This is a genomic window from Methanococcoides mangrovi, assembly GCF_052057775.1.
In the GTDB taxonomy this organism is placed as follows: domain Archaea; phylum Halobacteriota; class Methanosarcinia; order Methanosarcinales; family Methanosarcinaceae; genus Methanococcoides.
In genome coordinates this window covers 1,678,736-1,703,667 of the sequence record NZ_CP195121.1, presented here as the reverse complement: position 1 = coordinate 1,703,667, position 24,932 = coordinate 1,678,736, and the positions used below count along the sequence as shown (strand labels likewise).

The window sequence follows — 24,932 nt, the reverse complement described above, 5'->3', positions numbered from 1 at the left end:
ATCCATCCTTCCCAAGCAATATTACTTGCTCGGTGCACTTGATGATTTGTGAATCGTAATTGATCCAATGGACTTGCTGGGATTCGAACCCAGGGCCTTCGCCTTGCAAAGGCGACGATCTTCCAACTGATCTACAAGCCCTCGCTCTCGTTCTACCAGCGAAATCTTGTTTCATTGAAAGTGGTTTGTTGAATGTGGCAGTCTTTCGATTTCTGACTGATAGCGGTGATCCGCTTTGTGCGGATCTTGCTTAGGAGGTGATCCAGCCGCAGATTCCCCTACGGCTACCTTGTTACGACTTAACCCCCCTTGCGAAATTTAGGTTCGAACACGGCACAAATCCGTGCCCTCACCCATACCTCACTCGGGTGGTTTGACGGGCGGTGTGTGCAAGGAGCAGGGACGTATTCACCGCGCTATGTTGAAACGCGATTACTACGGATTCCAGCTTCATGAGGACGAGTTACAGTCCTCAATTCGAACTACGGCTGGGTTTAGGAGATTACCATCACCTTTCGGTGTAGGGACCCATTGTCCCAGCCATTGTAGCCCGCGTGTAGCCCGGGAGATTCGGGGCATACTGACCTACCGTAGCCCGCACCTTCCTCTGGTTTAGCACCAGCGGTCCCCACAGAGTACCCATCATCCCGAAGGACATGCTGGCAACAGTGGGCACGGGTCTCGCTCGTTGCCTGACTTAACAGGATGCTTCACAGTACGAACTGACGACGGCCATGCACCTCCTCTCAGCGATTCAGGTAAGGTCTTTAGCCTGACCTACATGTTGCTGTCGCCCCCGGTGAGTTTTCCGGCGTTGAGTCCAATTAAACCGCAGGCTCCACCCGTTGTAGTGCTCCCCCGCCAATTCCTTTAAGTTTCAGCCTTGCGGCCGTACTTCCCAGGTGGTTCGCTTCACGGCTTCCCTGCGGCACCAGAAACGGTCGCACCGTCCCTGACACCTAGCGAACATCGTTTACGGCTGGGACTACCCGGGTATCTAATCCGGTTCGTGCCCCCAGCTTTCGTCCCTCACCGTCGGACCCGTTCTGGTAAGACGCCTTCGCCACTGGTGGTCCCATAGGGATTACAAGATTTCACTCCTACCCCTATAGTACCTCTTACCTCTCCCGGTCCCAAGCCTGACAGTATTCCCCGGAAGCCTAACAGTTGAGCTGTCAGATTTCCCGAAGAACTGATCAAACCGGCTACGGACCCTTTAGACCCAATAAAAGTGATTACCACTCGGGCCGCCGGTGTTACCGCGGCGGCTGGCACCGGTCTTGCCCGGCCCTTGCTAACACATGCCGTTTACACATGTGGACAGCCAACATAATATGCTGGCACTCGGTGTCCCCTTATCGCGGTTTCCCGCATTGTAAAGTTTTCGCGCCTGCTGCGCCCCGTAGGGCCTGGATTCATGTCTCAGAATCCATCTCTGGGCTCTTGCTCTCACAACCCATATCCGTCGTAGGCTAGTAGGTACATTACACCCACTACTACCTGATAGACCGCAGATCCATCCTTAGGCGACCGAAGCCTTTGAACCAAAAAGCATTCCAGCAATAATGGCTTATTCGGAATTATCACCAGTTTCCCGGAGTTATGCCGAACCTAAGGGCAGGTTATCCACGTGTTACTGAGCAGTCCGCTATGTTCACGAAGAACATGTAACTCGCATGGCTTAGTCGAACACCGATAGCAGTAACCTCTGGCAGGATCAACCAGAGTTATTTGTTAAAGCACACAAATTTGGAAGTTAACTAAGAATTGTCGGAAAAGAACTCTATTTAATTAGAGAGTTGTTTTCTATGCACAATAGTTGGTTAGTTCTTTGATAGATAATATCACTATCAGTCAGAATTAACCGAACTGCCACATTCAACGTCAGACCGGAAAAGCTCCGGTCTCCACCAATGATTTTGATTTGGAGGTGATTGAATTCCTCGCACGTTGTGCGGGATTCCCTAGATACATTCCATCGTATATATACCTTCCGATTCGGAAGGTTGCTGCACATTTTTGGAGAATGTGCAAGATACACGAAGAATGTATAGCGTTTTTCGAGCTCACAACCCGACCGTGTCTGAATCAACACCGACCGGCTCATTGTGAGCACCCCTACAACAGCAGCCTCATATATATACCTTCCGATTCGGAAGGTTGCTGCACATTTTTGTAAATCATTCTTCACAAAATGAACATCGTATGTTGCATTCCCACAAACCAAAAGCAGATTTTCAATATAATGTAATTTCTTGGGTGATACCAATCATATTAGTGGTTCATTACACATACCCCAGAGACAATACCAACAATGGATCTTCGTTGACCGGCAGATCAAGGATAGCCGCAACCTCCTCGTCCTCGAACGCACCCACTGCACAAATCCCGATACCAAGTGACATTCCCTGCAAATAGATATTCTCAGCAACACAACCAACTTCGATATGTGCATACCTGACCCCGCGATTTCCGTACTTTATCATTATGCGTGAATAGACCGCTGTGATAACGATCACCGCATCAGCATCCCTTATCTGTGGCTGTGACAACGATACTCTGCATAGCTCATCCCTTCGGTCACCTTCAACTGTTTGTACCATCGAATGCCTGGATGGCACATATCTGTACACCCCGGCATCCACACCATCCACATTACCGATGACCAGATACACCTCAAGCGGATAAAGGGCACCGGCTGAAGGTGCTGTCCTGAAGAACCTGTCCAGGGTCATCCCCTGTGCAGCCCACAGTAATTGGGACACATCGGAAAGTGATAGCAACCCTCCGGAATAGGAACGAACCGATCGCCTTTCTGCGAGGGTCTGTTCGATGGAAAAACTGCTTTCAAGTATCGGTTCCGGAAGTTCGACCTCAGTTGATGGACCCACATGATCAACTCTCGGATCAAACTGATCGTTCCTGTCCTTTTGGCTATCCCCACTCATCAAAATAAGAGATTGTCCTGCGACATCTATAAATCTTACTCACATCAAAAGTATTTGCAATGTCTGATGGACAACTGCTTCCAGTCGGTGAACTTAGAGAAAAGCTCTCTGAGCCTGCAATAGATATAAGGTACCTCCTCTCAAGAGGTTATGCCAGAAAGAGTGTCATTACTTTTGTAAGCAACCATTACAGGCTTACTGAACATGAAAGACATATACTGGCAAGACTGGTATTCTCATCCGAAACTGCGGAAAGACGCAGTAAAAAGAAACTCGTCTGTTCACAGCTGGAAGGATGCGATGTTCTTGTTGACGGTTACAATGTCATAATAACCATAGAGAATGCACTGAAAAATGAACCGACATGGTTAGCAGATGACGGATTCCTGCGCGATACAAGTGGGATCTTCAGGAACCACAGGATCACGGACACGACCTACAGGGCTGTTGATGAGATGTTGTCAACTCTTTCAGGTTTGAAATTAAGATCAGCTACCATTCTTCTTGATTCCCAGATGAGCAACAGCGGGAAACTCGCAGAGTTCATACGCGAAAGAGCAGAAAGTAATAATTTCAAAGCCAATGCAATGACCTCCAGGCATGTGGATCTCGACCTAAAGAAAGCTGGAGCAGAGTCTGTGATAGCAACTGCTGATGGTATTGTAATTGATGCTGTGGATAAGGTAATCGATATTATGGAATGCTGGATGAAGCAGAATGGGAAGATCGATAAGACGCTCAGTCTCAATGCTCAAGTGAAGATTATTGGAGAAAATAACTGAAACATTAGAAAAACCAAAAATTGAAAGGAAGAGAGTATTTTTGATCTCACTCTCATCTTCTTTTTGATACGGCTTATTTTGTCAGACAGAGCAATATCGCCAGATCCTCGTCTGCATGAAGAGAGTGAGGTGCGTTTGCCGGCATGAAAATAAAAGTACCTTCCTTCATCTCGATGTCCTTGTCGAACAACCTGAAAATACCCTTTCCTTTGAGCACCTGAACAACTCCGGTTTTTGTAGAAGTATGCTCATCAATGTTCGTTCCGGCAGCAAGGCACATCAGGGTATAATTATAACCTTCATCCTTGGCAAGAACCGTACTGAAGATCCCTTCTGAAGGGAACTGCATCAATTCACTCAGGTCTTTTGAGAATCCTTTATCCATATCTAACACCTCTATTCAACAAACATGATACTAAGAAAGATCTCATTTATGAGGAAGAAAAACGACCATCATTTACCCCTGATTTCAACCCATTTCGATAATGATCTTCCAGCATTTTAGTATACACATCTGATGACTTATATGTTTGCATAATCTTTAACAGTTACTTAATATTCCACAATATATCTCAAATTAAGCATTCTCAACTCATCCAGATCAGCTTTGCTTTCTCTTATACACGATAAAAATTGCCAATACAAGCGAAAGAATTGTGAAACCGGGTGCATTAAGAGTTCCATGATCATCCTCCATAAGATCTTCAGACGGTGCTTCATCCAGCACAGGCATCTCTTCAAATTCGAATTTTACAGGTATATCATCGATACCATTATCAGCAGCTTTCCGATCAATTACACCGTAGATCTCATCCATCAAAGACCCATCAACCTCTGAACCTTCCAGAAATGTGACTGAGATGTAACCATCATAACCATAACCGTAGGAAATAACCGGACCATCCGGATGCATGTATTTCTCCATGTCGCTCCTCAGATAACCCATACTTTCAAGTTCAACAAGCCAGCTTTGTCTTTCGTCTTCAGTATAAAATTCCCTTCCGTCTCCATAGAAGGTCATAGATTTAGAACTACCAGTCTGCCTCTCAATATCACCGATCGCTGACCTTGCAAGAGTACGTACCCTGTCTGACCTGTCATTCAGAGCTTTTTTGAGTGGTTCGATGGCTCTTCTGTCATCGAGTTTACCAAGTGCCATCGCAGCATTGGATCTCACATTCTCATCTTCATCGTTGAGCAATTCAACCAGAGGTTCAACTGCACGTGGATCATCTGTTTTCCCCAGGGCTCTGGCAGCCCATGCACGTACATGCGGATCATCGTCTGCTAAAACATCGATAAGGGGTTCAACTGCAGGTTCACCGATACTACCTAAAGCTGCAGCAGCATCTACTGCATCTTCTCCCCCAAGCATCCCGATCAAGGGACCTACTGCCCTTTCATCCCCTATTGTTCCAAGAACACGCATTCCGTTCGACAGGACAGCCCAATTTGCATTCGGAGCATATATGGCTTCAACAAGTGGTTCAACAGCTGGCTCCCCGACATCACAAAGAGCAATTTCTGCAGCACGCCGGACCTCATCATTTTCGTCAGCCAGCAGTTCAATGAGGGAGTGTACTGCCCTTTCATCGCCTATCTTTCCAAGAGATGCTGCTGAATTTTCCCGCACCTTAGGGTTATCTTCGTTCAGTGCCTGGATCAGAGGATCTACTGCAGGCTTTCCAATCTCAACAAGGTCTTTCACAGCATCCACTCTGACAGATACATCGGGGTTTCCCGTGTTCTGTATCAATGATACGATCATCGCTTCATCCACAGTATTTTCATCAGAACAGATACACGTAGATGCTGTGCTGAAGATCAAAGCAATAGCTAATGCTAAAATATACATAAATTTTAGGCTCATAATTAAAAATATAAATTATAATATTAAAAATAATTGATATGTTGAAATATGAGAATGATAAATCGCGAGAATAAAATGAGCCACGCATTTTAAGTGAAGAGATGAATTGATGATCTCAAAAACACAAAATTAAGAAGAAAAGGAAGAAGAGGAAGAGAAAAAGAGAAAAAGATTGATAGAAATTCTCAACCAGAACCGAGGCCAAGATACCATATATTCATGCTTTCGATGTTTCCTGAAATATTGGTATTGTTCACAAGTCTTCCACAATACTCATATCCACATTTTGCAAACACAATGTTCATTCCATAAGATCCGGCCCTTGCAATGGTAAATGCGGTCCTGATACCTATGGACCTCATCTCTTCTGCCATTCTTATAAGCAGATGGTAAGACAGGCCTTTTCCGCGGAATTCAGGCAGTGTCGCAAAGTCGGTCATTTCAACAGCAGAGTTATCAAAATCTATTTCAGAAGAGGATAATGCAACTGCTTTTCCATTCCTGAAAACACCGAAATATACCACATTTTCCTCCATTGTCTTTAACAGGTAAGCCGGATCATGAATTGGGAAAGGATAAGTATCGAACGTACTCTGGTAAACTTCAGCCATCTGTTCAATATCCTGCCTCCCGCACTTCCTTATGGAATATTCGGATGGAAGTCCGTAATTCAGGCTTTTTTCTTTAGACAAAGCTGCTTTTATGACATCTTCATGCATATCATCCATGGAGTTGATCCTTCTTTTCTCATCAAGGAACCTGCTCATGATGACAGCATCCTCTCCATCGTAATATCGGGGGATAGATGCTTCACACAGATAGTTGCGATCATCAAGTAGTTTCCTGAAAGATTCCGGAACCTTTGTGAAGATCTTGGAATAACCTTCCCTTTCTGCAAGGACTTCCATATCATCCAGAAGTGAGGGCATGTCTGCCGGATCCAGTCTCATGAGATAGATACGGTCGTTATAGCTCCCGTGCTGGATGATCGAATTGCCTATTTTCTCGATGGAATCCATTTAAGCCCTTCTCTCCATCCTTGCATTGTCTTCAGGAACAAGACTGGTGGTATCGTCATGATCTGCAAGCAGTCGGGCAATGCCTACACCCTTGTATTCCGTAGCGTCATCAAGCTTAAGCTGGAGGCAGCAATCATCACACTTTCGATCACAATAGACCTGATTATATGAATCCGGTTCCCTGTAGGTGGTAATAACACCTTCATAATTACGGAGAATGACGCGGTTGGTGGACCAGGAGATGATATAATTCGGCATTACCGGTATCTTTCCCCCTCCATGAGGAGCATCAATTACATAGGTAGGAACTGCAAAACCACTGGTATGACCTATAAGGTTCTCCATGATCTCTATTCCCTTGCCTATCGGTGTCCTGAAATGTGAAAGTCCTTCGGAAAGGTCACACTGATACAGATAATAAGGCCGGACACGGTTCTGGACCAGTTTATGGACCAGTTTCTTTATGATTCTCTGGCAATCGTTCACGCCTGCAAGGAGCACTGTCTGATTCCCGAGAGGAATACCTGCATCGGCAAGTTTCTGAAGTGCCTGCCTGGAAGAGGCTGTGACCTCTCTCGGGTGGTTGAAATGTGTGTTCAGCCATACAGGATGATGTTTTTTAAGGACCTCAACGAGGTTATCTGTGATACGGTATGGTAGTACAACAGGCATTCTGCTGCCTATTCGGATAACTTCCACATGAGGGATGCTCCTTATCTCAGAAAGGACCCAGTCCAGATATTCATCGGTAAGCATTAAAGGATCACCACCCGACAATAATACATCTCTGATCTGTGGGGTGTTCCTGATGTATTCAATGCCTTTTAGCACCTTATCTTTTCCGGGTATACAATCAATGTCCCCAACCTTTCTTTTACGTGTGCAATGACGGCAATACATTGAACATACATTGCTTATGTGGAAAAGTACCCTGTCCGGATACCGGTGAGTAATACACTCTACAGGACTATCCTTATCTTCTGAAAGCGGGTCTTCAAGCTCTTCATCAGATACGATCAGTTCCTCTGGCGAAGGAAACGACTGCAAAAAGATAGGATCGTTCCTGAAATCATCCAAATCTATCAAAGACAGGTAGTAGGGTGTGATAGACAAAGGGAATTTTTCCAGGGTTTCTTCTAACTTCTTTTTTTCTGACAGGTCAAAACTTATTCCGAGAAGCTTCTCGAAAGTGTCAATATCCTTTATTGAATGTTTTAACTGCCATTTCCAATCCTTCCATTTGTTCAGGAAGTCTTCAGAATCGATCTTTGTTGCTATTTCTTTTTGTTGCTTACTGTATTTTTCCATCAAAATACCACTGCTAAGGTTTCGGCTTCAAAGCGGGATCTGTAATTTGACATCCAAAATTGGCATAAAAAAGCATATTGGACCTTAAATAACAGATACCTTCGTCACGTTTTCGTAGACTGTAGCCTATAAAATAAAATACACCTACACTATATTGGTTGTACAGGCGATAAGTTGAAGTTGACCACTAATATATCTTTCCCCATGATAAAAAATGGATCGGGTATATTCCTCAAGAGGTTCATTATTCTGAATTCAGATGATCAATTAGCCGTTACAATATAATTTTGCCAAAATAGATCATCCGTGATCAATTTATTAAAAACACGAAGGGATCATGAATTAATGAAACTTCTGAAAACATCTAACTTATATAAGATGTAATCATCAGCAATCTAATTCATAGGAAGCCATCTGTTTGGCCATAAATCAAAAGGTACCAGCCATGTCTGTTCAACAAAGTGAAGAATATATCGATCTTAGCATCGATCGGAATTTAAAGGGAATAATACCGCTTCTAGCCCTTCTGACAGCTTTCCCTGCACTTTCAACTGACATGATCCTGCCAGCCATCCCGTCACTTGCAGAGAACTGGAATCAGCCGATCTCGGTTGTCAATCTGATCCTTATCTGTTTTTTTATAACCTATGGATTCTTCCTTCTCTTCTACGGCCCAATATCCGATAGATATGGCCGTCGCCGTCCCTTACTTCTCGGACTTGGCGTGTACATTCTTGCAAGCTTCCTCTGTTCCCTTGCCACCACAGCCCATATGCTCATCTTCTTCCGGATACTCCAGGCTGCAGGAGCAGCTGCCAGCTCATCCCTTTCGATGGCAATGACCAAGGACATCTTTTCCGGCCATGAGCGGGAAAGGGTACTGGCACACATCGCTATCATCATGGCCATTGCACCTATGATGGCCCCCGTCCTTGGTGGATGGATACTGCTTGAACTTTCCTGGCCATGGATCTTCTTCGGTCAGGGTCTTCTGGGAGTTATCGGGTTGATCGGGGTCCTCCGTTTTCCGGAAACGCTGCCTCATATCTCCAATGTACCTCTTTCAAGGATCATGCATGCTTATGGACGGTTGATGTTAAAACCTGCATATGTTGTTATGGTCTTTGTCATGTCAGCAACCCTTTTCCCTATGTATAGTTTTATTGCGGGATCTTCTGATATATACATAAACGGATTTGGCATGAGTGAACAGAAATACAGCTACTTCTTTGCGTTCAATGCCCTTGCCCTGATGACAGGATCCTACTTCTGTCTGAGGTTAACAAGGTCCATCAATTCAAAGCACCTGATGACAGCCGGTTTCGCAGGCATATTACTGGGAGGGATAATTCTCATCATCAACAGACATCAGGAACCATGGGGATTTGCTCTTCCAATGTTCCTGATCACTTTTTCCATCGGCCTAAGCCGCCCACCCAGCAACAACCTTGTACTTGAACAGGTCGACAGGGACGTAGGTTCAGCATCCTCGCTACTTATCTTCACATACTTCACCATGGGTGCTGTGGGAATGTGGCTGATCTCCCTTGATTGGGCGGATAAGATCAATACACTTGGACTTATCACTCTGGGATGTGGATCACTTATCCTGATCTCATGGCTGGTCTTACAGAAGAAGGGATACCTGTCCGCACCATAATGTTGAAACAAGGAACATTGAACACATTTATCTGAAGATCTACCACGATAGTGTATTATATAAAAGTTATAAGCCATCTTATTTGTTATGGGAAAAATCGACGTACAGGAACTGTACAGGGAATCCTATGTTGAAAACAACTTTGAAAGAGCAGACATGTTCGAAGCCATCAGATCCAGATTCAACATCAATTGTGCTCTTTATCCGGGAAGCTTTGTCCATGTAACTCCGTCTTTTTTCATTCAGGAGGTCGTATACATAGACAATGATCAAAGAGCACGGAAGTTCTTTGAGCAAAAAAGTTCAGTTGCCGGTCTGATCTCTAAGAAAAAGACATACAATGAAGATGCTGAGTTTAGCTTCATATATTCTGATTACTCCGAACCACTTGAGCTTGAGGAAGGGAGTTTCGACCTGCTCATCTCCCAGTATGCCGGTTTTGTTTCCCGGGAATGTAAGAAATATCTGAAAATTGGAGGGATATTGCTTGCGAATAACAGCCATGGAGATGCAGGGATGGCATTCATAGACGATGATTATGAATTCATTGCAGCCGTTTATGTAAAAAATGGAAGGTTCCATATCACAGAAAAGGACCTTGATTCTTATTTCATTCCAAAGAATCAGATACAGGTTACTAGAGATCACCTGGAGCAGCTAAAAAAAGGAATAGGGTACACAAAAACAGCCAATTCCTACATTTTCAGGAAGATTTCCTGAAAAATAAAGATATTTGCTCTTATCTTTGAATAGCCGGATATGAAAAGTTTAGTATATTTATTCAATAAGTCTTATATACTCAAATTTGTTTTTAGGGAAATATAAGATCATGAAACAGAAAAGAATACCAGGAAATAAAGAATACAGCAGCAAGTTAAAAAAAGAAACAGTGAAAAACAAAATATCCAGCCAGTTATTAAATCACATCATTATCCTGTTCCTGTTCTTCATACTGCCAATATCAGCAATACTTTTGGCTGAAGAGCAGGGCCTTGTAGCTGTTCCGGAAGTAATTGATGATTTCCTTAAACTAGTGGACACAGTACTAATATCCTACACCATAGCTACTGTTTTCCTCAAACTTACTGTGAACATTATTCCAAAACTGTTCGAAAACGTAGGCAAGAAAGAAGAAAAAATCCTCTTAAGTAAGATCTACATCGGATTCATCTACGCCTTAACGAGTGTAATTGTATTCTGGCAGGTTGGCATCGGTACACAGAACATTGTTATTTTCCTGGGTCTTGTTGCAACCGGTTTTGCTTTTGCAATAAGGGAGGTCATCCTTTCCTATTTCATATGGTTCATACTGCTCACTAAAAAACCTTTCAAGATAGGAGACTACATCAGCATCGGTGATGAAGAGGGACAGGTGAAGCACATCGGGCTTTTCTATGTCGTAATCTATCCCAATAAATGCAGGGATTTCTATAAGATACCAAACAGGATCTTCCTGGAAAAGCCAATAAAGAACTATGGAACCGGAACTTTTGAATCCACTTTCGACTATTACATCAAAGATATTCCGGATGATCTCAGTGACCGTATAGATAAGATGCTGGAAAAAGCAAAGGTAAGAGAAGGCATTGATACTCGGCTGAAACTGGATTCCGATTGTGATGGTCTAAAGCTTACAGCATATTACAGGTCCACTTTCCATGAAAGGGAAAATGTAAAGCACAAGCTTCTGAGCATCATACTTGAAGAGATCAACGTAATTCAGGCTTAATAAGACAAATGTGAAAACTAAAAGCTCGTATAGATAAATATGGCTTGATATTAATGATCTGGTTTAAAGTTATATGCACCCAACAATCCTATCAATATTCACAAGATAATAGAGAGAATAAATTTTGAACAAAACCAAAATAAATTATATCGTAGATATCATTCTTACATTTCTTTTTATTATCGTGGCCTTTACAGGCTTTTTTATGTATCTGGTGATACCTGAGGGAGTCACACATGGACATTGATACACAACCGGACCTCCATACTGCTGACAGTTTTCATAGTTATCCACTTCACACTTCACCTGAAATGGATGACATGCATTACATCAAACATGCTAAGGAAAACAGAAAAAGAAGATGGAAAACTGATCTGCGAACAGAGGACCAGTGATAGAATCAATCCCGATAAGAAAAACGATGACTCAAGTTATTGATGAAAAGTTAGTTAAAAAGTGAAAAAGAAGCAAGTTAGAAAGTAAAAAAGAAATATAAAAGACCGGCATATCCGGTCCTTTCGTCTTTATCCAGATACTCTAAAGTAACACTTGTTCAAAGCATCACTTCAAAGGTGATATTCTATCATCGGCACACTTCAATATCTGTCCGATCATCTCTCCATAGTTGATCCCTGCAAGTTTTGCCATCTTCGCAAGATGACCATCCCAACACCATCCCGGATTGGGGTTGACCTCAAGCAGTTTTGGCACTCCGGAACTGCTGAGCCTCCAGTCAAGACGGGTGTAATCCCTGCACTCGAGCCTGTTGATCAGCTTAAGGCTGCCTTCAACGATAATCTCCTCCACTTCAGGAGAGAGGACAGCAGGTATTGAGCTCAGGTTCCAGTATGGAGATTCCGGTATCCACTTCGCTTCATATCCACAAACTCTTGGGAGGTCATCTGGAAGTTGCGAGTAATCTTCCTCGATTATTGGCAGTATGTTATAGTTCTCTGGAGGGTTTCCGATAATTCCTATGCTCAGGTCCTTTCCTGTAAGGAACTCTTCGATAAGGATCGGCTTATCGTAACCGAGACCTTCCCTTATGTCATATATTGCCCTTACGACCTCATCATGGTTGTTACAGACACTGTTCCGGTTCAGCCCGAAACTGGAATCACCGAAGTTTGGCTTTACGATAACCGGGAAATCCATTGGCAGCTCGAAGAGATTGTCCTCGGCCTTGACGACCATTCCTTCAGGAACAGCAACACCCAGCTCCCGGGCAATTCCTCTTACAAGTGATTTGTCGTAACAGAAAGCAAGGCATTGAGGACCTGAACCTGTATAGGGAATATTGAGAGCTTCCAGTAGTGCAGGCACATGCAGCTCTTTTCTCGGATCATTGAAATATCCCTCATCACAGAGATTAAAGACGAAATCTGTCTTTCCCTTAAGCTTTGAGAGATCGGAAATGAGGGTATCGTGGTTGTCCAGATATTTGAACGAGTAGCCACTGAGCTCTTTGAGGTTTCCTTTCAGCTGGTCGATGGTATAGAGATCATCGTCATCAAAAACACCACAGGGCTTGAGTGAATCCTCCTTTTTCGGATCGCCAAAGATAACAACTACGTTCCTGTCGAGCTCTTTTACCTTCTTCTTTTGCTCCGTCCATTCCTTGTGGACAGAAGCAACTACAAAGATGCGCTTTTCCATCATTCCAAGGTCCTGGTTCCTCAGGGTCTGGTATTTGACGGAATCAACAATCTCGATATCGGAAAAATCCGCTTTCTCTAAAAGGTCTACAAGCATCTCTGCAGTGTAGATGCGTTCTGCATAGAACTGATCGGTCACGACACCTGATGATTCATTGACAATGACCTCTCTGCATATCATTTTCTGGCCATCGAGGGAAAGTGCTCTCTCCCTGCAGACAAAGTTGTGCTTATCAATCCATTCCCATGATCTCGGCTGGAAATTTTCCTTAAGGTATGAACCATCAGCAACATCAAGGAATACCTTTCCATGGGGTTTGAGAACTCTCCTGATCTCCTGCAGGACCCTCAGGTCTTCTTCAAGGGTCTCAAAATAGCCAAAGCTGTTCCCGAGGACCATAACGGAATCAAAAGCATCAGGTCCATAGGGGGTCTTCCTGGCATCGCCTTCCCTGAACTTTATGGCAAGGCCTTCTTTCTTTGCGGAGTTCCTTGCTTTCTGGATGAGGTAGTGTGACCTGTCGAAGCCATTGACATTCCTGAACCCCCTGCGGGAAAGCTCAAGGGAATGTCTTCCCTGACCACAGCACAGATCAAGGATATGGCTGTCAGGTTTCAGATCGAGAACCTTGCTGAAAGTTTCGACCTCCTGCCTGGTTATGGAAATGTCTTCAACCAGATCTGAATCGGTCTTTAGATAAAGCGAATTGAATATCTTTTTCCACCATTCCGGATTTACATGTTCTTCGAGATGCGAGACCGGACCAAGTGACCTTGGTTTATCCTTATTGTGATTATTTTTTAATGCACTTTTCATCAGGTATTACCCTCTGGATTTATGAGCAGCACCAAACGATGCAGATCAAACCTGATTAAGCGCTTTTAGGATAAAAATATATGTTTAAAACTGATTTTTTCAATATAAATCGGCTTAAAATTAATTAAAATATTATATAATCATTATTTAATGATTAATCATAGAATAATCAGTATTATGCTGATTTAAACTAAATAAATCTTAAATAATTCCTGAAATAATGAATTAGTCTTTTTTTAACCTTTTGATTCTAATAAAACCTTCAAATTCTCCCCCTCTTCCCTCATATGTTTCCTGAGGGATTCAACTCGCCCCTTAGCAAATTTCAAGAACATCCAGCCGAATCTAAACGAAAGTGTGGCAGTGAAAAGACACCTGTTATTACCAAGTGATTCCACATGAAATGCTCCCGCTGGAGATATGATGGAATGCGGAAACAAAATTTTGTATTCTATAAATTCACCCTTTTTGTATCTGGTTATCTCAAAACTTAATTTTTCCAGTTTACCGTTGAGATATTCTTCAGCATAAAGGACTGAACCCTCTTCGAAATTCTTCCCCCGGACCCATTTTGCAATTACATGGTCCTCATGCCAGAAAGTATAATTTTCGGTAAAATGTTCGAACCATTCAAAAACAGCATCTTGCGGCTGATCTATGATCACGGAATCCTTCAATGTAAGCATTTGTCAAACCCCAATACCCCATGAAATTCAAATTATGAAGAAAAGTTATTCGTTATTCCAAAAATAAGTTTGCTTAGGTCAGTATCAGCCCATGCAGGGAACATTCAGAAGACAACAAAATTTCTTTGGAATAGGAATGAAAGATACGAAATTGATTTATGGGAACAGATCTAAAAAATAGATACTAAAGTATCGGTTAAAATTATGGATCAAGGGGAGATCCTGTTATCCGCATAGTTTGAAGAATCCGGGGGGAAACAATGAAAACAAAAACGCATGATAAGACAGTTGGCATTTTAGGCGGCATGGGCTCTGAGTCAGCAGCACGCTTTTTCCTGAAAGTTGTCAGAAGCACACCTGCAAAAAAAGATCAGGACCACCTGAGGATCTTCATAGACAATAATCCGAATATACCTGACCGCACACAGGCAATTCTTGGGCTGGGCGAAAGTCCTGTCAGGGAAGCCACAAGATCGATCGACAATCTTGAAAATTTAGGCGTTGACATCATCGCGATGCCATGCAACACTATGCACTATTTCTATTCCGAACTACAGGAAAGTACGGACATACCCATATTGAATATGATCTCAGAAACTGCTTCATATATTCACGAGACTTATCCAAATGTGGAAAAGATCGGGCTGCTGGCCACAACCGGAACTATGAGATCCAGACTATACCATGATGCTATAAACGAGATAGAGATCCTGGGACCGGACGACGAATCACAAAAAAAGGTAATGAACTCCATCTATGGGGAAGAAGGCATAAAGGCAGGAAATACAGAAGGAAGTACCAGGAATGATATCCTTGAAGTGATAGAAGTCCTCCTTGAAGAAGGAGCTGAAGCAATAATACTTGGATGCACTGAGCTTTCTTTGATCTCGATCAAAGAAGAAGTTCCAGTTCCGTTGATCGATCCCTCACAGGTCCTGGCAGACGTTGTCGTCAAAAAAGCGAGGCTTGAAGATTGATATTACATAAACCAAAAGGTATATAATATTATAAATATTCATAAATAATAGTATGTCTGAAAATAAAGTCGTACTTGAAAATGATGTAGCAGTGGTCGGAAAGTATGTTTCCGGATCAGACAACTACATTACCAGAGTGGGGTATTTTGCTAAAAGGGGTGACAGACTCGTAATATCTCCTGAAGAGCTTAGCTGTTATGCACCTCAGGTCATAGAGAGTGGCAGGTGTGAAAAAGAAGGAGAACAGTGGCGTTTCTATGATGAAGAGCTGGATGCTGAGATAAAGAGCATCACTCTTGTTTATGAGAATTTCCAGAATTCACTTCATGTTTATAATTGTAAGAAACTAAAGAAAATATTCGGTGAACTTAACGGCTATTGTTTAGTAGACAATAGTTTCATCGGAACCGATGCTGTATGTCTGTTAGAGGAATACGGAGGGCATAAAATCCAAAAAGAGGATTTCTGTATATCGTGCCATTCCCTTACCGATGAGGAAATAGTTAAGTTCAAAGATTCAGTTGAGAAATATATCAACCACTATTATGATGCCAGGTTCTGCAGTTATAATAGCGAAGAAGAATCATGGCTGAAACGTCTCTTAAATTCAATAAAAGACCACATCGGACTCTGAAAATGCAATGGACCTGAAAGCCGGTGTGGATCATTTGCAATACTGACCAGATCAAAACGGATTCAAATTTTTAAAATCGTATCCAAAAATAAGTTATGCGATCATGGTAAAAAGGTTCTACCAAATCGCTTTTATTAAATTGATATTAAGAAGACAGTTATGCTCAGGTTCACTCAGACTCTTTCGGGGATTCTTTCTTAGCTTCCTTTTGTTCGCGGAAGCATGCCTTGCTATATTCTACATCGTCAGACTCCGGTACGAAAGTTCTATGAGTTTCCTGACCGCAGTTAGCACATTTTGGTTTGCCCACGTCCCTTGGCCCTTTGAAATCTAATTTCTTCATTTCTTTTCCTCCCCTTGTAATTTACGAAATAAATTTCACACAAGTCTTATTGAAACTTCCTGTCAATCTTGTTTTCAGGGTTCAATCGGCGCCATAGCATATGAAGTGGCCAGGATCCATCTTCCGGATACTGATCTCCTGAACCATATCATCCCATCAATATTTCTGTATAATTCACATCAATATTGAATTGATCCATAAGATCTGCAATGCCCCGTATTGCTTTCCCCAATTAAAAAAAGCATTCAATTTAATATATAACTATTGGAAGATCGAAGTTATATTACAAATGTATTGTCAGATCTTACTATCAGATACCACAGTTATAACGACATTTCCTTTTTTATGCCCTTTTTCAACATATCTGGAAGCCTCAATAATCTCATCCAGCTTATATCGTCTGTCAATAACAGCCTTTATTTTTCCTTCCTGGATCAGTTCCCTGAAAAAGAGCACATCCTTTTTAGTATATTTAGGGAGTGGAAACATCACTTTTTTGCTGCCGAACTTCGAAGTCCACAATGCAAGGATGGGATTTTGAGCTAAAAATCCCAGCTCTGTTGAGAGATATATCCCACCCTGCTTCAGCAGTTTCTTACAGCGTGAAAATGAACTCTTGCCGACAGCATCAAAGACGACATCATACGTTAGACCACTCCCGGTAAAATCTTCTTTTGTATAATCAATGACCTTATCGGCTCCCAGAGATCTTACCAATTCTAAATTTGCGGTACTGCATACACCGGTTACCTCTGCTCCAAAATATCTGGCAAGCTGCACTGCTGCAGTACCTATTGATCCGGAAGCACCATAGATAAGGATATTTTGCCCGCTTTGAAGCCCCGATTTTCTAATATAAGTAAGAGCGAGTGCTGCACCATCGCAGATAGAGGCAGTTTCTTCATAGTTCATATTGTCGGGTCTTATTGCCATAGGATCGTCTTCGGTCAGGCATACGTACTCTGCATGAGCTCCAAATTTATCGCCTGTATGACCAAAGACCCTGTCACCCACATGGAACTGCTCAATGTCTTTTCCTGCTGCCTCGATCTCTCCGGCAAACTCTGTTCCAAGTATCGTTTTCTTAGGCTTAAAGAGACCAGTGACAAATCTTGCAATAAAGGGTTCAGCTTTTCTCAATCCACAATCCGTCCTGTTTACTGTGGTAGCATGTATCTTTATGAGAACTTCGTTGTCCTTTGGGATGGGTTTAGCCACCTCTTTTAGTTCAAGGACATCTGGTGAACCATATTTTTCATGTATAACCGCTTTCATTTAAGTAGCCCCCTAATTTTCGACATGCACATATTATCTCATTCTTTCCACCCCTTCAAAGGGAATAAATTGCATATTATGAATACTATACAAAATCATAACAAATCAAATAATATTTTATATGATTTGTACAATAACCCATTCCTGCATACCCGAAAATAAGGGATCAATTTAGGATTGAGACCTGAATAAAATTCTGCTAAATGAGGAACATTTGCAGACATGATGTTTATTTCATTGAATCCCCTGGCTTTTAGGTCATTACATGTGTTGTACAGAAGAAATGAAGATGCTCCAGTAGATTTCAACCCGGTATTTGAAGCTGCAGCCCAACCATATGCCCTTTTGTTGTCCCAAATTGTTATATCAGCAGCAGCCACCTCATCTGAAGGCGTTTTCACGATCCTCATTTCACCGCAGCTATTGGATTCCAATAGATCGAGCATGTCTATAAAAAATTGTTTACTTGCTGGTGGTTTAAGGTCATGTTTCGCATAGGTCATTGAGTATAAATCATAAAAAGCATTATAGTCGTTTAATATTTCAATTTGCAGATCCAGATTAGCTGCTTTTTTGATATTGTACCTGACATCTTTTGAATATGATGAATAAAGGTCCCTGTTCAGATCCAGATAGTATGCATAATAAACATCAGAGCTCCAGTCATTCCATTTGAAAGGCCTTATATCAAGAAAATCGGGGGAATTTGTAATTTCAATGCTATCAAAGCCTTCTTTGTCAAAAAAACTGGATAAAGCGTTGATCCACTTTTGTTGATCCTGTAATTGTTTTCTTACCTTAAGTGTTGGAAATTGTTTGAATACAACTCCCCCATAAGGTGTCAGAGGACACGTAGAAGATGCTTTTTTAAAGATCTTTTTCGATCTGTACACAAAAAGAGAGCAACCACAGACCAATTCATCGTTTTCAAAACAACCATATATTTTTAGGTCTTTATTGAATGATTCACTGCATCTGGATAACCACTCACTATTATGAAAAATAGTACCATGAGGAGATAATTCTACTAATTGGTCCCAGATCTTCCATTCCCCTTTATCCAGTATCCTTACTTCGGTTTCAGACATATTTGCAATCCCCCAATTACAAATCTATTACTTCATACACTCAATATATTATTGGTTAAAATAATACTTAAATAATACATCGACAAATATTATATATTTGCTCATATATTATTTTGTCATAATATCATCCCATATACTCTTCCTTGTAAGTCATTAATTTCAATCAACTTACTATGGGCTTTTATACTACGCATTACAGATAGTAATTTGAAATTAAAGGCAGGCGCTAAATTTGGAAATAATCAACGAACCAGAGATAACGGAACTAAAAGAACGGACCGTAGCATACGTTTCCTTTGTCGGCAACTATGTGGGTAATGTTGAAGTCTTTGCAGATCTGTTCGGAAAATTGGGCAACTGGGCAGGCCCGAAGCAATTGATAGGACCAAATACTCTTTTCATGTCTGCATATTACGATGATCCAGAAGTTACCCCTCCTGAAGAGCTAAAGCTGGATGTATGCATTACCATAGATGATGATGTTGAGGTCGGGGAGGAAATTAAGAAGCAGAAACTTCCCGGAGGAAAGTATGTAGTAATGCGTGCGGAACTCACAGGAGCAGAAGAATATGGTCCCGCATGGGAAAAGATCGTAGAGTGGCTGATGCAAAATAACCTTGAAATGGATATTTCCCGTGCAAGTTATGAGATATATCTAAACTTACCCGAAGAACATCCTGAAAAGCATCATATTGTTGACATATGTATGCCAGTCAAATGAATAAGATAAAGAGAGGCATTTTTTTAGAAAATGCCTGTATTTCTGATATTTACAATATCTGATCACTGGACCTTTGCCTGGATCTCTTTTGCGAATTCCCTTGCCTTCTGTATACGGGATTCGTCAGGCTGACCCTTCGTGGAAGGTCCCATCTCACCAAAAGCTTTCATCTGAGGGTCATCTGATTGCAGCAACATGTCGATGACCGGTTGTGCCAGCTCGCCCTGACATTCAAATGTACCAAGATAATTTCCGCTGGCTGCGATATCCTTGCAGGAGCCGGTCCAGGAATGTATAGCTTCAAACCCTTCAGGAACAGCATGTGTCATGAAGAATGCTATGTTCTTTCCATCAACACTCGCTTTAACAAGTTTTGAAACATTCTCAGGAATGTTAAATTGCAATACCGGGAAACCTACAAATACAAGTTCATAGCCCTCAAAGTTGTTTACTTCTTTGATGTCCTTTATATCCTTCTCACCTGTGATCTCCTCATAGATCGCGTCAGCTATCTTTTTTGTGTTTCCGGTCTGTGTCATATATGTTACTAGTGTTTTCATAAAACCACTCCTCATGATTTATAGAAGGGTTGGTCTTTTCGAGCTTATATACGTATGTGTTAGGAAAATGTACTTTTTCGTATTCGGTATAAAATTATAACCTTTATGCCGGTACTAAGGAGCAAAAGCCAAACAATTCGAAGTGCTGAATAACTCTCACTTTCTCCAGAAAGCCGGCGTAAGTATAACCATCACGGTAAACACCTCAAGCCTGCCGATCCACATATTGGCAGTGAGGAGCAGCTTACCCGGATCGGGGATGTTGTCAAAGCTCTCCATGGGACCTACAAGACCAAGGCCAGGACCAACATTCCCAAGGGTTGCAATGGAAGCGCTAAGGGAAGTGACGAAATCCATTCCCATCAGTGCCAGCATGGTCGAACTGACAACGAAGATCATGAAGTATATTACCATAAAGGAAACAATGGAATGGATGATATCTTCAGGAACTGTTGTCCCATTAAAGCGTACATGCCTGATCGCTTTTGGATGAAGTACCTTGAAAAGCACATTCTGTGCGTATTTTATGAGAAGAAGCACACGCACTACTTTCACACCGCCTGAAGTGGAACCTGCACAGCCTCCGATGAACATCAGCAGGAAGAGAATGAACCGTGAGGAGTCAGGCCAGAGATTAAAATCCGCTGTTGCATAACCGGTGGTCGTCAGTATAGATATTACCTGGAAACTGCTGTACCTGAATGCATCTGATAGGGAATAGACCTGAGTACTGAAGAGCATATAGGCAAGGACAAGGGTAGCTACGGCAATTAGTGAAAAGTAAAATCTGAACTCCTGATCCTTTATCAGGCTTTCACGATCAGAGAATACTGTCTTGTAGTGGAGAGCAAAGTTTGCTCCCCCAAGGAACATGAAAACAATGAAGATCCCTTCCACTAACGGATCATCGAAAGCAGCTATGCTGTCTGAATAGGGAGAAAATCCCGAGCATGAAATGGATGTGAACGTGTGGGTCACAGAATCATAAAGGGATAGTCCTGCAAGGTCAAGAGCAATGATCTCTGCAAGTGAGAGCATAATGTAGACAAGCCAGAGTATCTTGGCAGTTTCCCTGATCCTCGGACGAAGCTGTTCTTCGTGAAGACCCGGAACCTCGGCACGGAACATCTGCCGTCCTGCAATACCGAGCTTCGGCAGTATGGCAATGAACAACATGATTATCCCCATTCCGCCAAGCCACTGGGTCATACCTCTCCAGAACAGAAGGCTTTTGCTATGGCTCTCGATATCAGTAAGTGCAGTAGCCCCGGTAGCTGTCACCCCGGACATTGATTCGAACAAGGCATTTAGAGGGGGTACCCCTTCAAGCATGTATGGGAACGAGTAGATTATAGCTGCAATAAGCCAGCCTGATGCTACGATAAAAAAACCTTCCTTCATGTTCCATTCTTCTTCCTGTCGCTTGAAGAACAGTGTGAAAATGGAAGCCATCGCCACGGTTATGAGTAGAGGAATTCCAAAAGTTGACAAAGGCTCATGATAATAGAGTGCAACGACCAATGGAACGATCATGAAACCGGCAAGAAGCCATAGAATGGAACCCAATACACCCAGAACTACATTGTATCTCAATCAGACCACACCACATTATAAGACATCATCAGCCAGAGAATCTTAGGATCCTATTTGATCCCACAGGAATGAGTCCCGAGAATCCTGTTTCAAAGAGAAATATACGGAATCATGAGATTTGTTTTGCAAAACATTCCCCATCTAATTTATCAACCCAATTTATTTAGATGTTCTGCATATTTTGCATCGGATAGAATGATAATGAATCCTCATTGTTCAATATCAGAATATACCTTGATGAATTCGGCCATCAGTGTAACAATAATGGATGAATAGTACAACCATAAGAAGACCGCCAGAAAGGCACCGATCTTGGTATAGACGGTCGTTAAAGTACTGTACGAGATATACAGACTGAAAAGATGTTTACCAATGGTTATAAAGAGTACAGTAAGGAAGGAACCTGTCATGATATATTTAATTCCTACCTTCTTCTCAGGAAGTGTTGTATAAAGATAAACGAACAGTACTGTAAGAACACAGAAATTTGCCACAGAAGAAGCATACTGGATAAGGTTCAGCGAAAATGGGAGAATAGTGGTAATTATCTTAGAGACCACTACCAGAAATATTTCCATCAGAATACTCAGGATCAGCAGCACGCTGAATGTAAAGACAGCAACAAGTGAAGAGATACGTTTCCTGAAGATCCTCTCTACCCTTCCTTTCTTATAGTCAGTAACTCCCCACATATCATTGACCATTCTCTGGAAATGAAGGAAGATGTTACCGGCGCTCCACAGGAAGAGCAGGAAACTGCTGACAAGACCAAATGTAAGGGAACTGGTTTGTGGCAATTGCTGGAAAAGCAGGTTCAATGAAAAAATTATTTCATCATTGGCAAAAGGTGAGATATAGTCCAGTATAGCTGCCTGAAGCCATTCCACTTTAAGGAACATCCCACCCAGAGATAATGAAAAAAGGAGAAGGGAAGGAAGACTTATTATCAGGTAGAATGACAGGGCTGCACTGAAAGATATGCCATCATCGGAGTTCCATTCTTTAACGGTCTGCAATGCTACATCCCTGAATTTTCCCATAAGAAGTAATGAACCTACAGATACAATTAGTTTATGATATATGTAAACAAGAGCAGATATCATAGAACTATCAAAAGAGCTATTCATTATAGATACCTAATTACTTCTGAAGTAAAAAGGCGGGGATCAAAATGTATGATAATAAAAACCTGAATTCGATCCCGGGCTGGGATAATGAACTTGAAAATGCATTCGCTGCTTACAAAGGTCCCTACACAGCAGGAAGAGTTGCAGCCCGGCATAAGACCGTCTATGAGATCCTCATTCCTGATGACACAATAAAAACTGCAACATCCGGTGCCATGCTCCGGATAGGAAAACAACCGGTGGTGGGAGATTTTGTAGTCCTCCTTGACCAATCCGAACTGCACTCCTGCACCATAGTGGATATTCTGCCCCGCAAGACATGTCTTGCAAGAGGTTCAGCAGGACAAAGTAGTGAAGAGCAGGTCATTGCCGCAAATATTGATACGATCTTCATTGTTACAGCAGCCGGAAAAGACCTCAATATGCGAAGACTTGAAAGATATCTCACAATTGTACATTCATCAGGTGTAAGACCGGTCATCCTCGTGAATAAGATCGACCTGGCTGATGACCCGGAACAGCTGATAGAGAATACAAAGGTAATTGCAGGTGATGTGCCTGTCATTGCTATCAGTGCTCTTTCAAAGGAAAATCTCGATGCACTTATACCTTACATAAAACCTGATGAAACAGTAGCTCTTATCGGCTCTTCAGGTGTTGGGAAATCCACACTAATCAACGCTTTTTTTGGTGAGACGATACAGAAGACCATGGGAGTACGGGAAGATGATGACAAAGGCAGGCACACGACCACAGTAAGACAATTGTTCGTTCTTCCAAACGGGGGGATCCTGATCGACAACCCCGGTATCCGTGAAATACAGCTGGGAGATAGTTCTGAAGGTATCGACAGGACATTTTCTGATATTGCCGACCTTTCGATCTATTGCAGGTTCAAGGACTGCACTCATCACAACGAACCGAACTGCGCTGTCCGGAATGCAGTACAACAGGGCCTTATAATGCAGGAGAGGCTGGACAGTTTCCACAAGCTCAGTGAGGAACTTGCCTTCCAGTCAGAAAAAGCTGAGCTTGGACTGAAGAGACTTGAGAAGAAAAAGTACAAAGGGTTGTCACAAAGTGCCAGAAAATACCGGGAATATACCGGAAAATGATCAGGATACCATAGATTCTGCAGACAGGTTCGATAAACCAGATATTCCGATGGAACCATGGTCAAACATCGGCTTTGAGAAAGCTGACCCCGAAATAATAGAAATATACCGAATGGAGCAACGCATTGGTCCCCTCCCAAAGGTAGCCCGGGACATACGGAACCTCATCACCAGGCTGGAGATCTGTCATTTTAAATTTAAGAACCATGTCCAGAGGATAATTGGATCCATTGGAAAAATGGAACTGGATATCGATCCAGATTCAATTGGCAATTCACACCCAAAATGCGGAGAAGATGCCTGGAAAGAGGACAAGACCGGAAGAAGTCGTAAAGGACAGGAGTATATCTGGGTACTTCAGGCATGGGTTGCAGGGAAAAAGCCACCGGAAGAAGATACCAGAGGCATTCCCAAAAAGCTGTTCGAGGAAGTGTATAGTTCACTTGGTCAAAGGAACAAGCACAAGGAAGCACTCGTTTTGGCACTGCTGGACAGGCTGCTGTGGAACTTTGAAACTGAAAGAAAAGTATTAGAGAAGCATTTCGGAGATCTAATTTATCAGATCGACCGTACTGACATATGCCATTATGCCTTCCCGGATAATGTCAAAAAGACGATCGTATCCATAGGACAATTAAGACCATCAATTGATTTCGAAGGCTGTGGCTATCATGACGAGGAACATGAAATAATAGCACTGCATTATGTCATGGAATTGAATGCCTGGCTGCGCGGCGAGATGAGCGAAGCCGGGAAGTCTCTTGGAGAGAAAACGCTTCTAAAGGAATGGCTTGTCGCATGCCTTGCAAAAACTATAAGGGAACTTGCATGGTTCGAGGAAGATATGTCATAACATATGTTCCTGCCACCCTGAAGACAAATGAAATTGAAAAAAGATCTTTTTAAAAAGAAGCTAACTGCATTCCAAAAATATAAATTCAGTCAGACGAATTCCAATAATAAAGGAATAATTAATGTCTGCTGAATGATCTGATCAGACTATATCCCATTACTTATGTGGAGAA

23 protein-coding genes, 1 tRNA gene and 1 rRNA gene are annotated in these 24,932 nt (G+C 42.3%); 10 read left to right on the top strand and 15 right to left on the bottom strand.

What is annotated here, in order from left to right:
• Positions 1 to 68 precede the first annotated feature (68 nt).
• From ACR3I3_RS08560 to ACR3I3_RS08550, 3 genes are all read right to left on the bottom strand, one after another.
• A tRNA-Ala gene (locus ACR3I3_RS08560) sits at positions 69 to 141 on the bottom strand.
• Between the two features lie 111 nt (positions 142 to 252).
• Positions 253 to 1,728, bottom strand: a 16S ribosomal RNA gene (locus ACR3I3_RS08555).
• Between the two features lie 557 nt (positions 1,729 to 2,285).
• Positions 2,286 to 2,948: a SagB/ThcOx family dehydrogenase gene (locus ACR3I3_RS08550; RefSeq protein WP_440951845.1), complete on the bottom strand. Its 663-nt coding sequence runs from the start codon at positions 2,946 to 2,948 to the stop codon at positions 2,286 to 2,288.
• A gap of 59 nt (positions 2,949 to 3,007) precedes the next feature.
• Here ACR3I3_RS08550 and ACR3I3_RS08545 point away from each other — a divergent pair, with 59 nt between their 5' ends.
• The gene (locus tag ACR3I3_RS08545; protein ID WP_440951844.1) at positions 3,008 to 3,730 is read left to right on the top strand and encodes a DUF434 domain-containing protein; all 723 of its coding nucleotides are present in this window, start codon (positions 3,008 to 3,010) and stop codon (positions 3,728 to 3,730) included.
• Between the two features lie 73 nt (positions 3,731 to 3,803).
• On the opposite strand, the gene ACR3I3_RS08540 is transcribed toward ACR3I3_RS08545, so the two are convergent.
• The 4 genes from ACR3I3_RS08540 to ablA form a co-directional block, all read right to left on the bottom strand.
• The gene (locus ACR3I3_RS08540) at positions 3,804 to 4,115 is read right to left on the bottom strand and encodes a cupin domain-containing protein (protein ID WP_440951843.1); all 312 of its coding nucleotides are present in this window, start codon (positions 4,113 to 4,115) and stop codon (positions 3,804 to 3,806) included.
• A 216-nt stretch (positions 4,116 to 4,331) separates the two neighbouring features.
• Positions 4,332 to 5,558 (bottom strand): HEAT repeat domain-containing protein, encoded by a 1,227-nt coding sequence (locus ACR3I3_RS08535; RefSeq protein WP_440951842.1) that lies wholly within the window; start codon positions 5,556 to 5,558, stop codon positions 4,332 to 4,334.
• Positions 5,559 to 5,785: 227 nt separating this feature from the next.
• Positions 5,786 to 6,619 (bottom strand): putative beta-lysine N-acetyltransferase, encoded by an 834-nt coding sequence (ablB, locus tag ACR3I3_RS08530; RefSeq protein ID WP_440951841.1) that lies wholly within the window; start codon positions 6,617 to 6,619, stop codon positions 5,786 to 5,788.
• Positions 6,620 to 7,927 carry a lysine 2,3-aminomutase gene (ablA, locus tag ACR3I3_RS08525; protein WP_440951840.1) on the bottom strand — a complete coding sequence of 436 codons (1,308 nt, stop codon included), beginning with the start codon at positions 7,925 to 7,927 and terminating at the stop codon, positions 6,620 to 6,622.
• A gap of 445 nt (positions 7,928 to 8,372) precedes the next feature.
• On the opposite strand from ablA, the gene ACR3I3_RS08520 reads away from it, so the two are divergent.
• The 4 genes from ACR3I3_RS08520 (at position 8,373) to ACR3I3_RS08505 (ending at position 11,711) form a co-directional block, all read left to right on the top strand.
• A complete protein-coding gene (locus tag ACR3I3_RS08520) occupies positions 8,373 to 9,587 on the top strand; it encodes a Bcr/CflA family efflux MFS transporter (RefSeq protein WP_440951839.1) in 1,215 nt (404 codons plus the stop codon).
• 87 nt (positions 9,588 to 9,674) lie between these two features.
• The gene (locus ACR3I3_RS08515) at positions 9,675 to 10,307 is read left to right on the top strand and encodes a hypothetical protein (protein WP_440951838.1); all 633 of its coding nucleotides are present in this window, start codon (positions 9,675 to 9,677) and stop codon (positions 10,305 to 10,307) included.
• Positions 10,308 to 10,476: 169 nt separating this feature from the next.
• Positions 10,477 to 11,316: a mechanosensitive ion channel family protein gene (locus ACR3I3_RS08510; protein WP_440951837.1), complete on the top strand. Its 840-nt coding sequence runs from the start codon at positions 10,477 to 10,479 to the stop codon at positions 11,314 to 11,316.
• A gap of 236 nt (positions 11,317 to 11,552) precedes the next feature.
• Positions 11,553 to 11,711 (top strand): hypothetical protein, encoded by a 159-nt coding sequence (locus ACR3I3_RS08505; protein ID WP_440951836.1) that lies wholly within the window; start codon positions 11,553 to 11,555, stop codon positions 11,709 to 11,711.
• Positions 11,712 to 11,877: 166 nt separating this feature from the next.
• Here the strand turns inward: ACR3I3_RS08505 and ACR3I3_RS08500 are convergent, their stop codons facing one another.
• A complete protein-coding gene (locus ACR3I3_RS08500; RefSeq protein ID WP_440951835.1) occupies positions 11,878 to 13,788 on the bottom strand; it encodes a methyltransferase domain-containing protein in 1,911 nt (636 codons plus the stop codon).
• Positions 13,789 to 14,024: 236 nt separating this feature from the next.
• Positions 14,025 to 14,474, bottom strand: a complete 450-nt coding sequence (locus tag ACR3I3_RS08495; protein WP_440951834.1) for an SRPBCC family protein — start codon at positions 14,472 to 14,474, stop codon at positions 14,025 to 14,027.
• Between the two features lie 260 nt (positions 14,475 to 14,734).
• On the opposite strand from ACR3I3_RS08495, the gene ACR3I3_RS08490 reads away from it, so the two are divergent.
• Both ACR3I3_RS08490 and ACR3I3_RS08485 read left to right on the top strand, forming a co-directional pair.
• Positions 14,735 to 15,451 (top strand): aspartate/glutamate racemase family protein, encoded by a 717-nt coding sequence (locus ACR3I3_RS08490; RefSeq protein WP_440951833.1) that lies wholly within the window; start codon positions 14,735 to 14,737, stop codon positions 15,449 to 15,451.
• Positions 15,452 to 15,503: 52 nt separating this feature from the next.
• Positions 15,504 to 16,085 carry a hypothetical protein gene (locus ACR3I3_RS08485; RefSeq protein ID WP_440951832.1) on the top strand — a complete coding sequence of 194 codons (582 nt, stop codon included), beginning with the start codon at positions 15,504 to 15,506 and terminating at the stop codon, positions 16,083 to 16,085.
• Between the two features lie 169 nt (positions 16,086 to 16,254).
• Here ACR3I3_RS08485 and ACR3I3_RS08480 read toward each other — a convergent pair whose 3' ends face one another.
• The 3 genes from ACR3I3_RS08480 to ACR3I3_RS08470 form a co-directional block, all read right to left on the bottom strand.
• On the bottom strand, positions 16,255 to 16,428 hold the full coding sequence (locus tag ACR3I3_RS08480; RefSeq protein ID WP_440951831.1) for a hypothetical protein: 174 nt from the start codon (positions 16,426 to 16,428) through the stop codon (positions 16,255 to 16,257).
• Positions 16,429 to 16,725: 297 nt separating this feature from the next.
• Positions 16,726 to 17,703 carry an NAD(P)-dependent alcohol dehydrogenase gene (locus ACR3I3_RS08475; protein ID WP_440951830.1) on the bottom strand — a complete coding sequence of 326 codons (978 nt, stop codon included), beginning with the start codon at positions 17,701 to 17,703 and terminating at the stop codon, positions 16,726 to 16,728.
• A gap of 95 nt (positions 17,704 to 17,798) precedes the next feature.
• Complete coding sequence (locus tag ACR3I3_RS08470) at positions 17,799 to 18,791, bottom strand: GNAT family N-acetyltransferase (protein WP_440951829.1); 993 nt, start codon at positions 18,789 to 18,791, stop codon at positions 17,799 to 17,801.
• Between the two features lie 232 nt (positions 18,792 to 19,023).
• Between ACR3I3_RS08470 and ACR3I3_RS08465 the strand changes: the two genes are divergently transcribed.
• Positions 19,024 to 19,512, top strand: coding sequence for an AraC family transcriptional regulator (locus tag ACR3I3_RS08465; RefSeq protein WP_440951828.1), 489 nt, complete (start codon positions 19,024 to 19,026; stop codon positions 19,510 to 19,512).
• 62 nt (positions 19,513 to 19,574) lie between these two features.
• Here the strand turns inward: ACR3I3_RS08465 and ACR3I3_RS08460 are convergent, their stop codons facing one another.
• The 3 genes from ACR3I3_RS08460 to ACR3I3_RS08450 all read right to left on the bottom strand — a co-directional run bounded on the left by ACR3I3_RS08460 (position 19,575) and on the right by ACR3I3_RS08450 (position 22,705).
• Positions 19,575 to 20,072, bottom strand: a complete 498-nt coding sequence (locus tag ACR3I3_RS08460) for a flavodoxin family protein (RefSeq protein WP_440951827.1) — start codon at positions 20,070 to 20,072, stop codon at positions 19,575 to 19,577.
• A 156-nt stretch (positions 20,073 to 20,228) separates the two neighbouring features.
• The gene (locus ACR3I3_RS08455; protein WP_440951826.1) at positions 20,229 to 21,665 is read right to left on the bottom strand and encodes a TrkH family potassium uptake protein; all 1,437 of its coding nucleotides are present in this window, start codon (positions 21,663 to 21,665) and stop codon (positions 20,229 to 20,231) included.
• Between the two features lie 209 nt (positions 21,666 to 21,874).
• A complete protein-coding gene (locus ACR3I3_RS08450; protein ID WP_440951825.1) occupies positions 21,875 to 22,705 on the bottom strand; it encodes a YihY/virulence factor BrkB family protein in 831 nt (276 codons plus the stop codon).
• A 131-nt stretch (positions 22,706 to 22,836) separates the two neighbouring features.
• Between ACR3I3_RS08450 and rsgA the strand changes: the two genes are divergently transcribed.
• Both rsgA and ACR3I3_RS08440 read left to right on the top strand, forming a co-directional pair.
• Entirely contained in the window at positions 22,837 to 23,907 is a 1,071-nt protein-coding gene (gene rsgA / locus ACR3I3_RS08445; protein ID WP_440951824.1) for a ribosome small subunit-dependent GTPase A, read from the top strand.
• Positions 23,873 to 24,760 carry a hypothetical protein gene (locus ACR3I3_RS08440; RefSeq protein ID WP_440951823.1) on the top strand — a complete coding sequence of 296 codons (888 nt, stop codon included), beginning with the start codon at positions 23,873 to 23,875 and terminating at the stop codon, positions 24,758 to 24,760. The genes rsgA and ACR3I3_RS08440 overlap by 35 nt, the downstream gene beginning before the upstream one ends.
• Positions 24,761 to 24,932: the final 172 nt, after the last annotated feature.

Excerpts from the sequence above, each read along its gene's own strand:
- ACR3I3_RS08550 (WP_440951845.1), bottom strand. The coding sequence starts at position 2,948 with ATGAGTGGGGATAGCCAAAAGGACAGGAACGATCAGTTTGATCCGAGA.
- ACR3I3_RS08545 (WP_440951844.1), top strand. The coding sequence starts at position 3,008 with ATGTCTGATGGACAACTGCTTCCAGTCGGTGAACTTAGAGAAAAGCTC.
- ACR3I3_RS08540 (WP_440951843.1), bottom strand. The coding sequence starts at position 4,115 with ATGGATAAAGGATTCTCAAAAGACCTGAGTGAATTGATGCAGTTCCCT.
- ablB (WP_440951841.1), bottom strand. The coding sequence starts at position 6,619 with ATGGATTCCATCGAGAAAATAGGCAATTCGATCATCCAGCACGGGAGC.
- ablA (WP_440951840.1), bottom strand. The coding sequence starts at position 7,927 with ATGGAAAAATACAGTAAGCAACAAAAAGAAATAGCAACAAAGATCGAT.
- ACR3I3_RS08520 (WP_440951839.1), top strand. The coding sequence starts at position 8,373 with ATGTCTGTTCAACAAAGTGAAGAATATATCGATCTTAGCATCGATCGG.
- ACR3I3_RS08515 (WP_440951838.1), top strand. The coding sequence starts at position 9,675 with ATGGGAAAAATCGACGTACAGGAACTGTACAGGGAATCCTATGTTGAA.
- ACR3I3_RS08505 (WP_440951836.1), top strand. The coding sequence starts at position 11,553 with ATGGACATTGATACACAACCGGACCTCCATACTGCTGACAGTTTTCAT.
- ACR3I3_RS08500 (WP_440951835.1), bottom strand. The coding sequence starts at position 13,788 with ATGAAAAGTGCATTAAAAAATAATCACAATAAGGATAAACCAAGGTCA.
- ACR3I3_RS08495 (WP_440951834.1), bottom strand. The coding sequence starts at position 14,474 with ATGCTTACATTGAAGGATTCCGTGATCATAGATCAGCCGCAAGATGCT.
- ACR3I3_RS08490 (WP_440951833.1), top strand. The coding sequence starts at position 14,735 with ATGAAAACAAAAACGCATGATAAGACAGTTGGCATTTTAGGCGGCATG.
- ACR3I3_RS08485 (WP_440951832.1), top strand. The coding sequence starts at position 15,504 with ATGTCTGAAAATAAAGTCGTACTTGAAAATGATGTAGCAGTGGTCGGA.
- ACR3I3_RS08480 (WP_440951831.1), bottom strand. The coding sequence starts at position 16,428 with ATGAAGAAATTAGATTTCAAAGGGCCAAGGGACGTGGGCAAACCAAAA.
- ACR3I3_RS08475 (WP_440951830.1), bottom strand. The coding sequence starts at position 17,703 with ATGAAAGCGGTTATACATGAAAAATATGGTTCACCAGATGTCCTTGAA.
- ACR3I3_RS08470 (WP_440951829.1), bottom strand. The coding sequence starts at position 18,791 with ATGTCTGAAACCGAAGTAAGGATACTGGATAAAGGGGAATGGAAGATC.
- ACR3I3_RS08460 (WP_440951827.1), bottom strand. The coding sequence starts at position 20,072 with ATGAAAACACTAGTAACATATATGACACAGACCGGAAACACAAAAAAG.
- ACR3I3_RS08450 (WP_440951825.1), bottom strand. The coding sequence starts at position 22,705 with ATGGGAAAATTCAGGGATGTAGCATTGCAGACCGTTAAAGAATGGAAC.
- rsgA (WP_440951824.1), top strand. The coding sequence starts at position 22,837 with ATGTATGATAATAAAAACCTGAATTCGATCCCGGGCTGGGATAATGAA.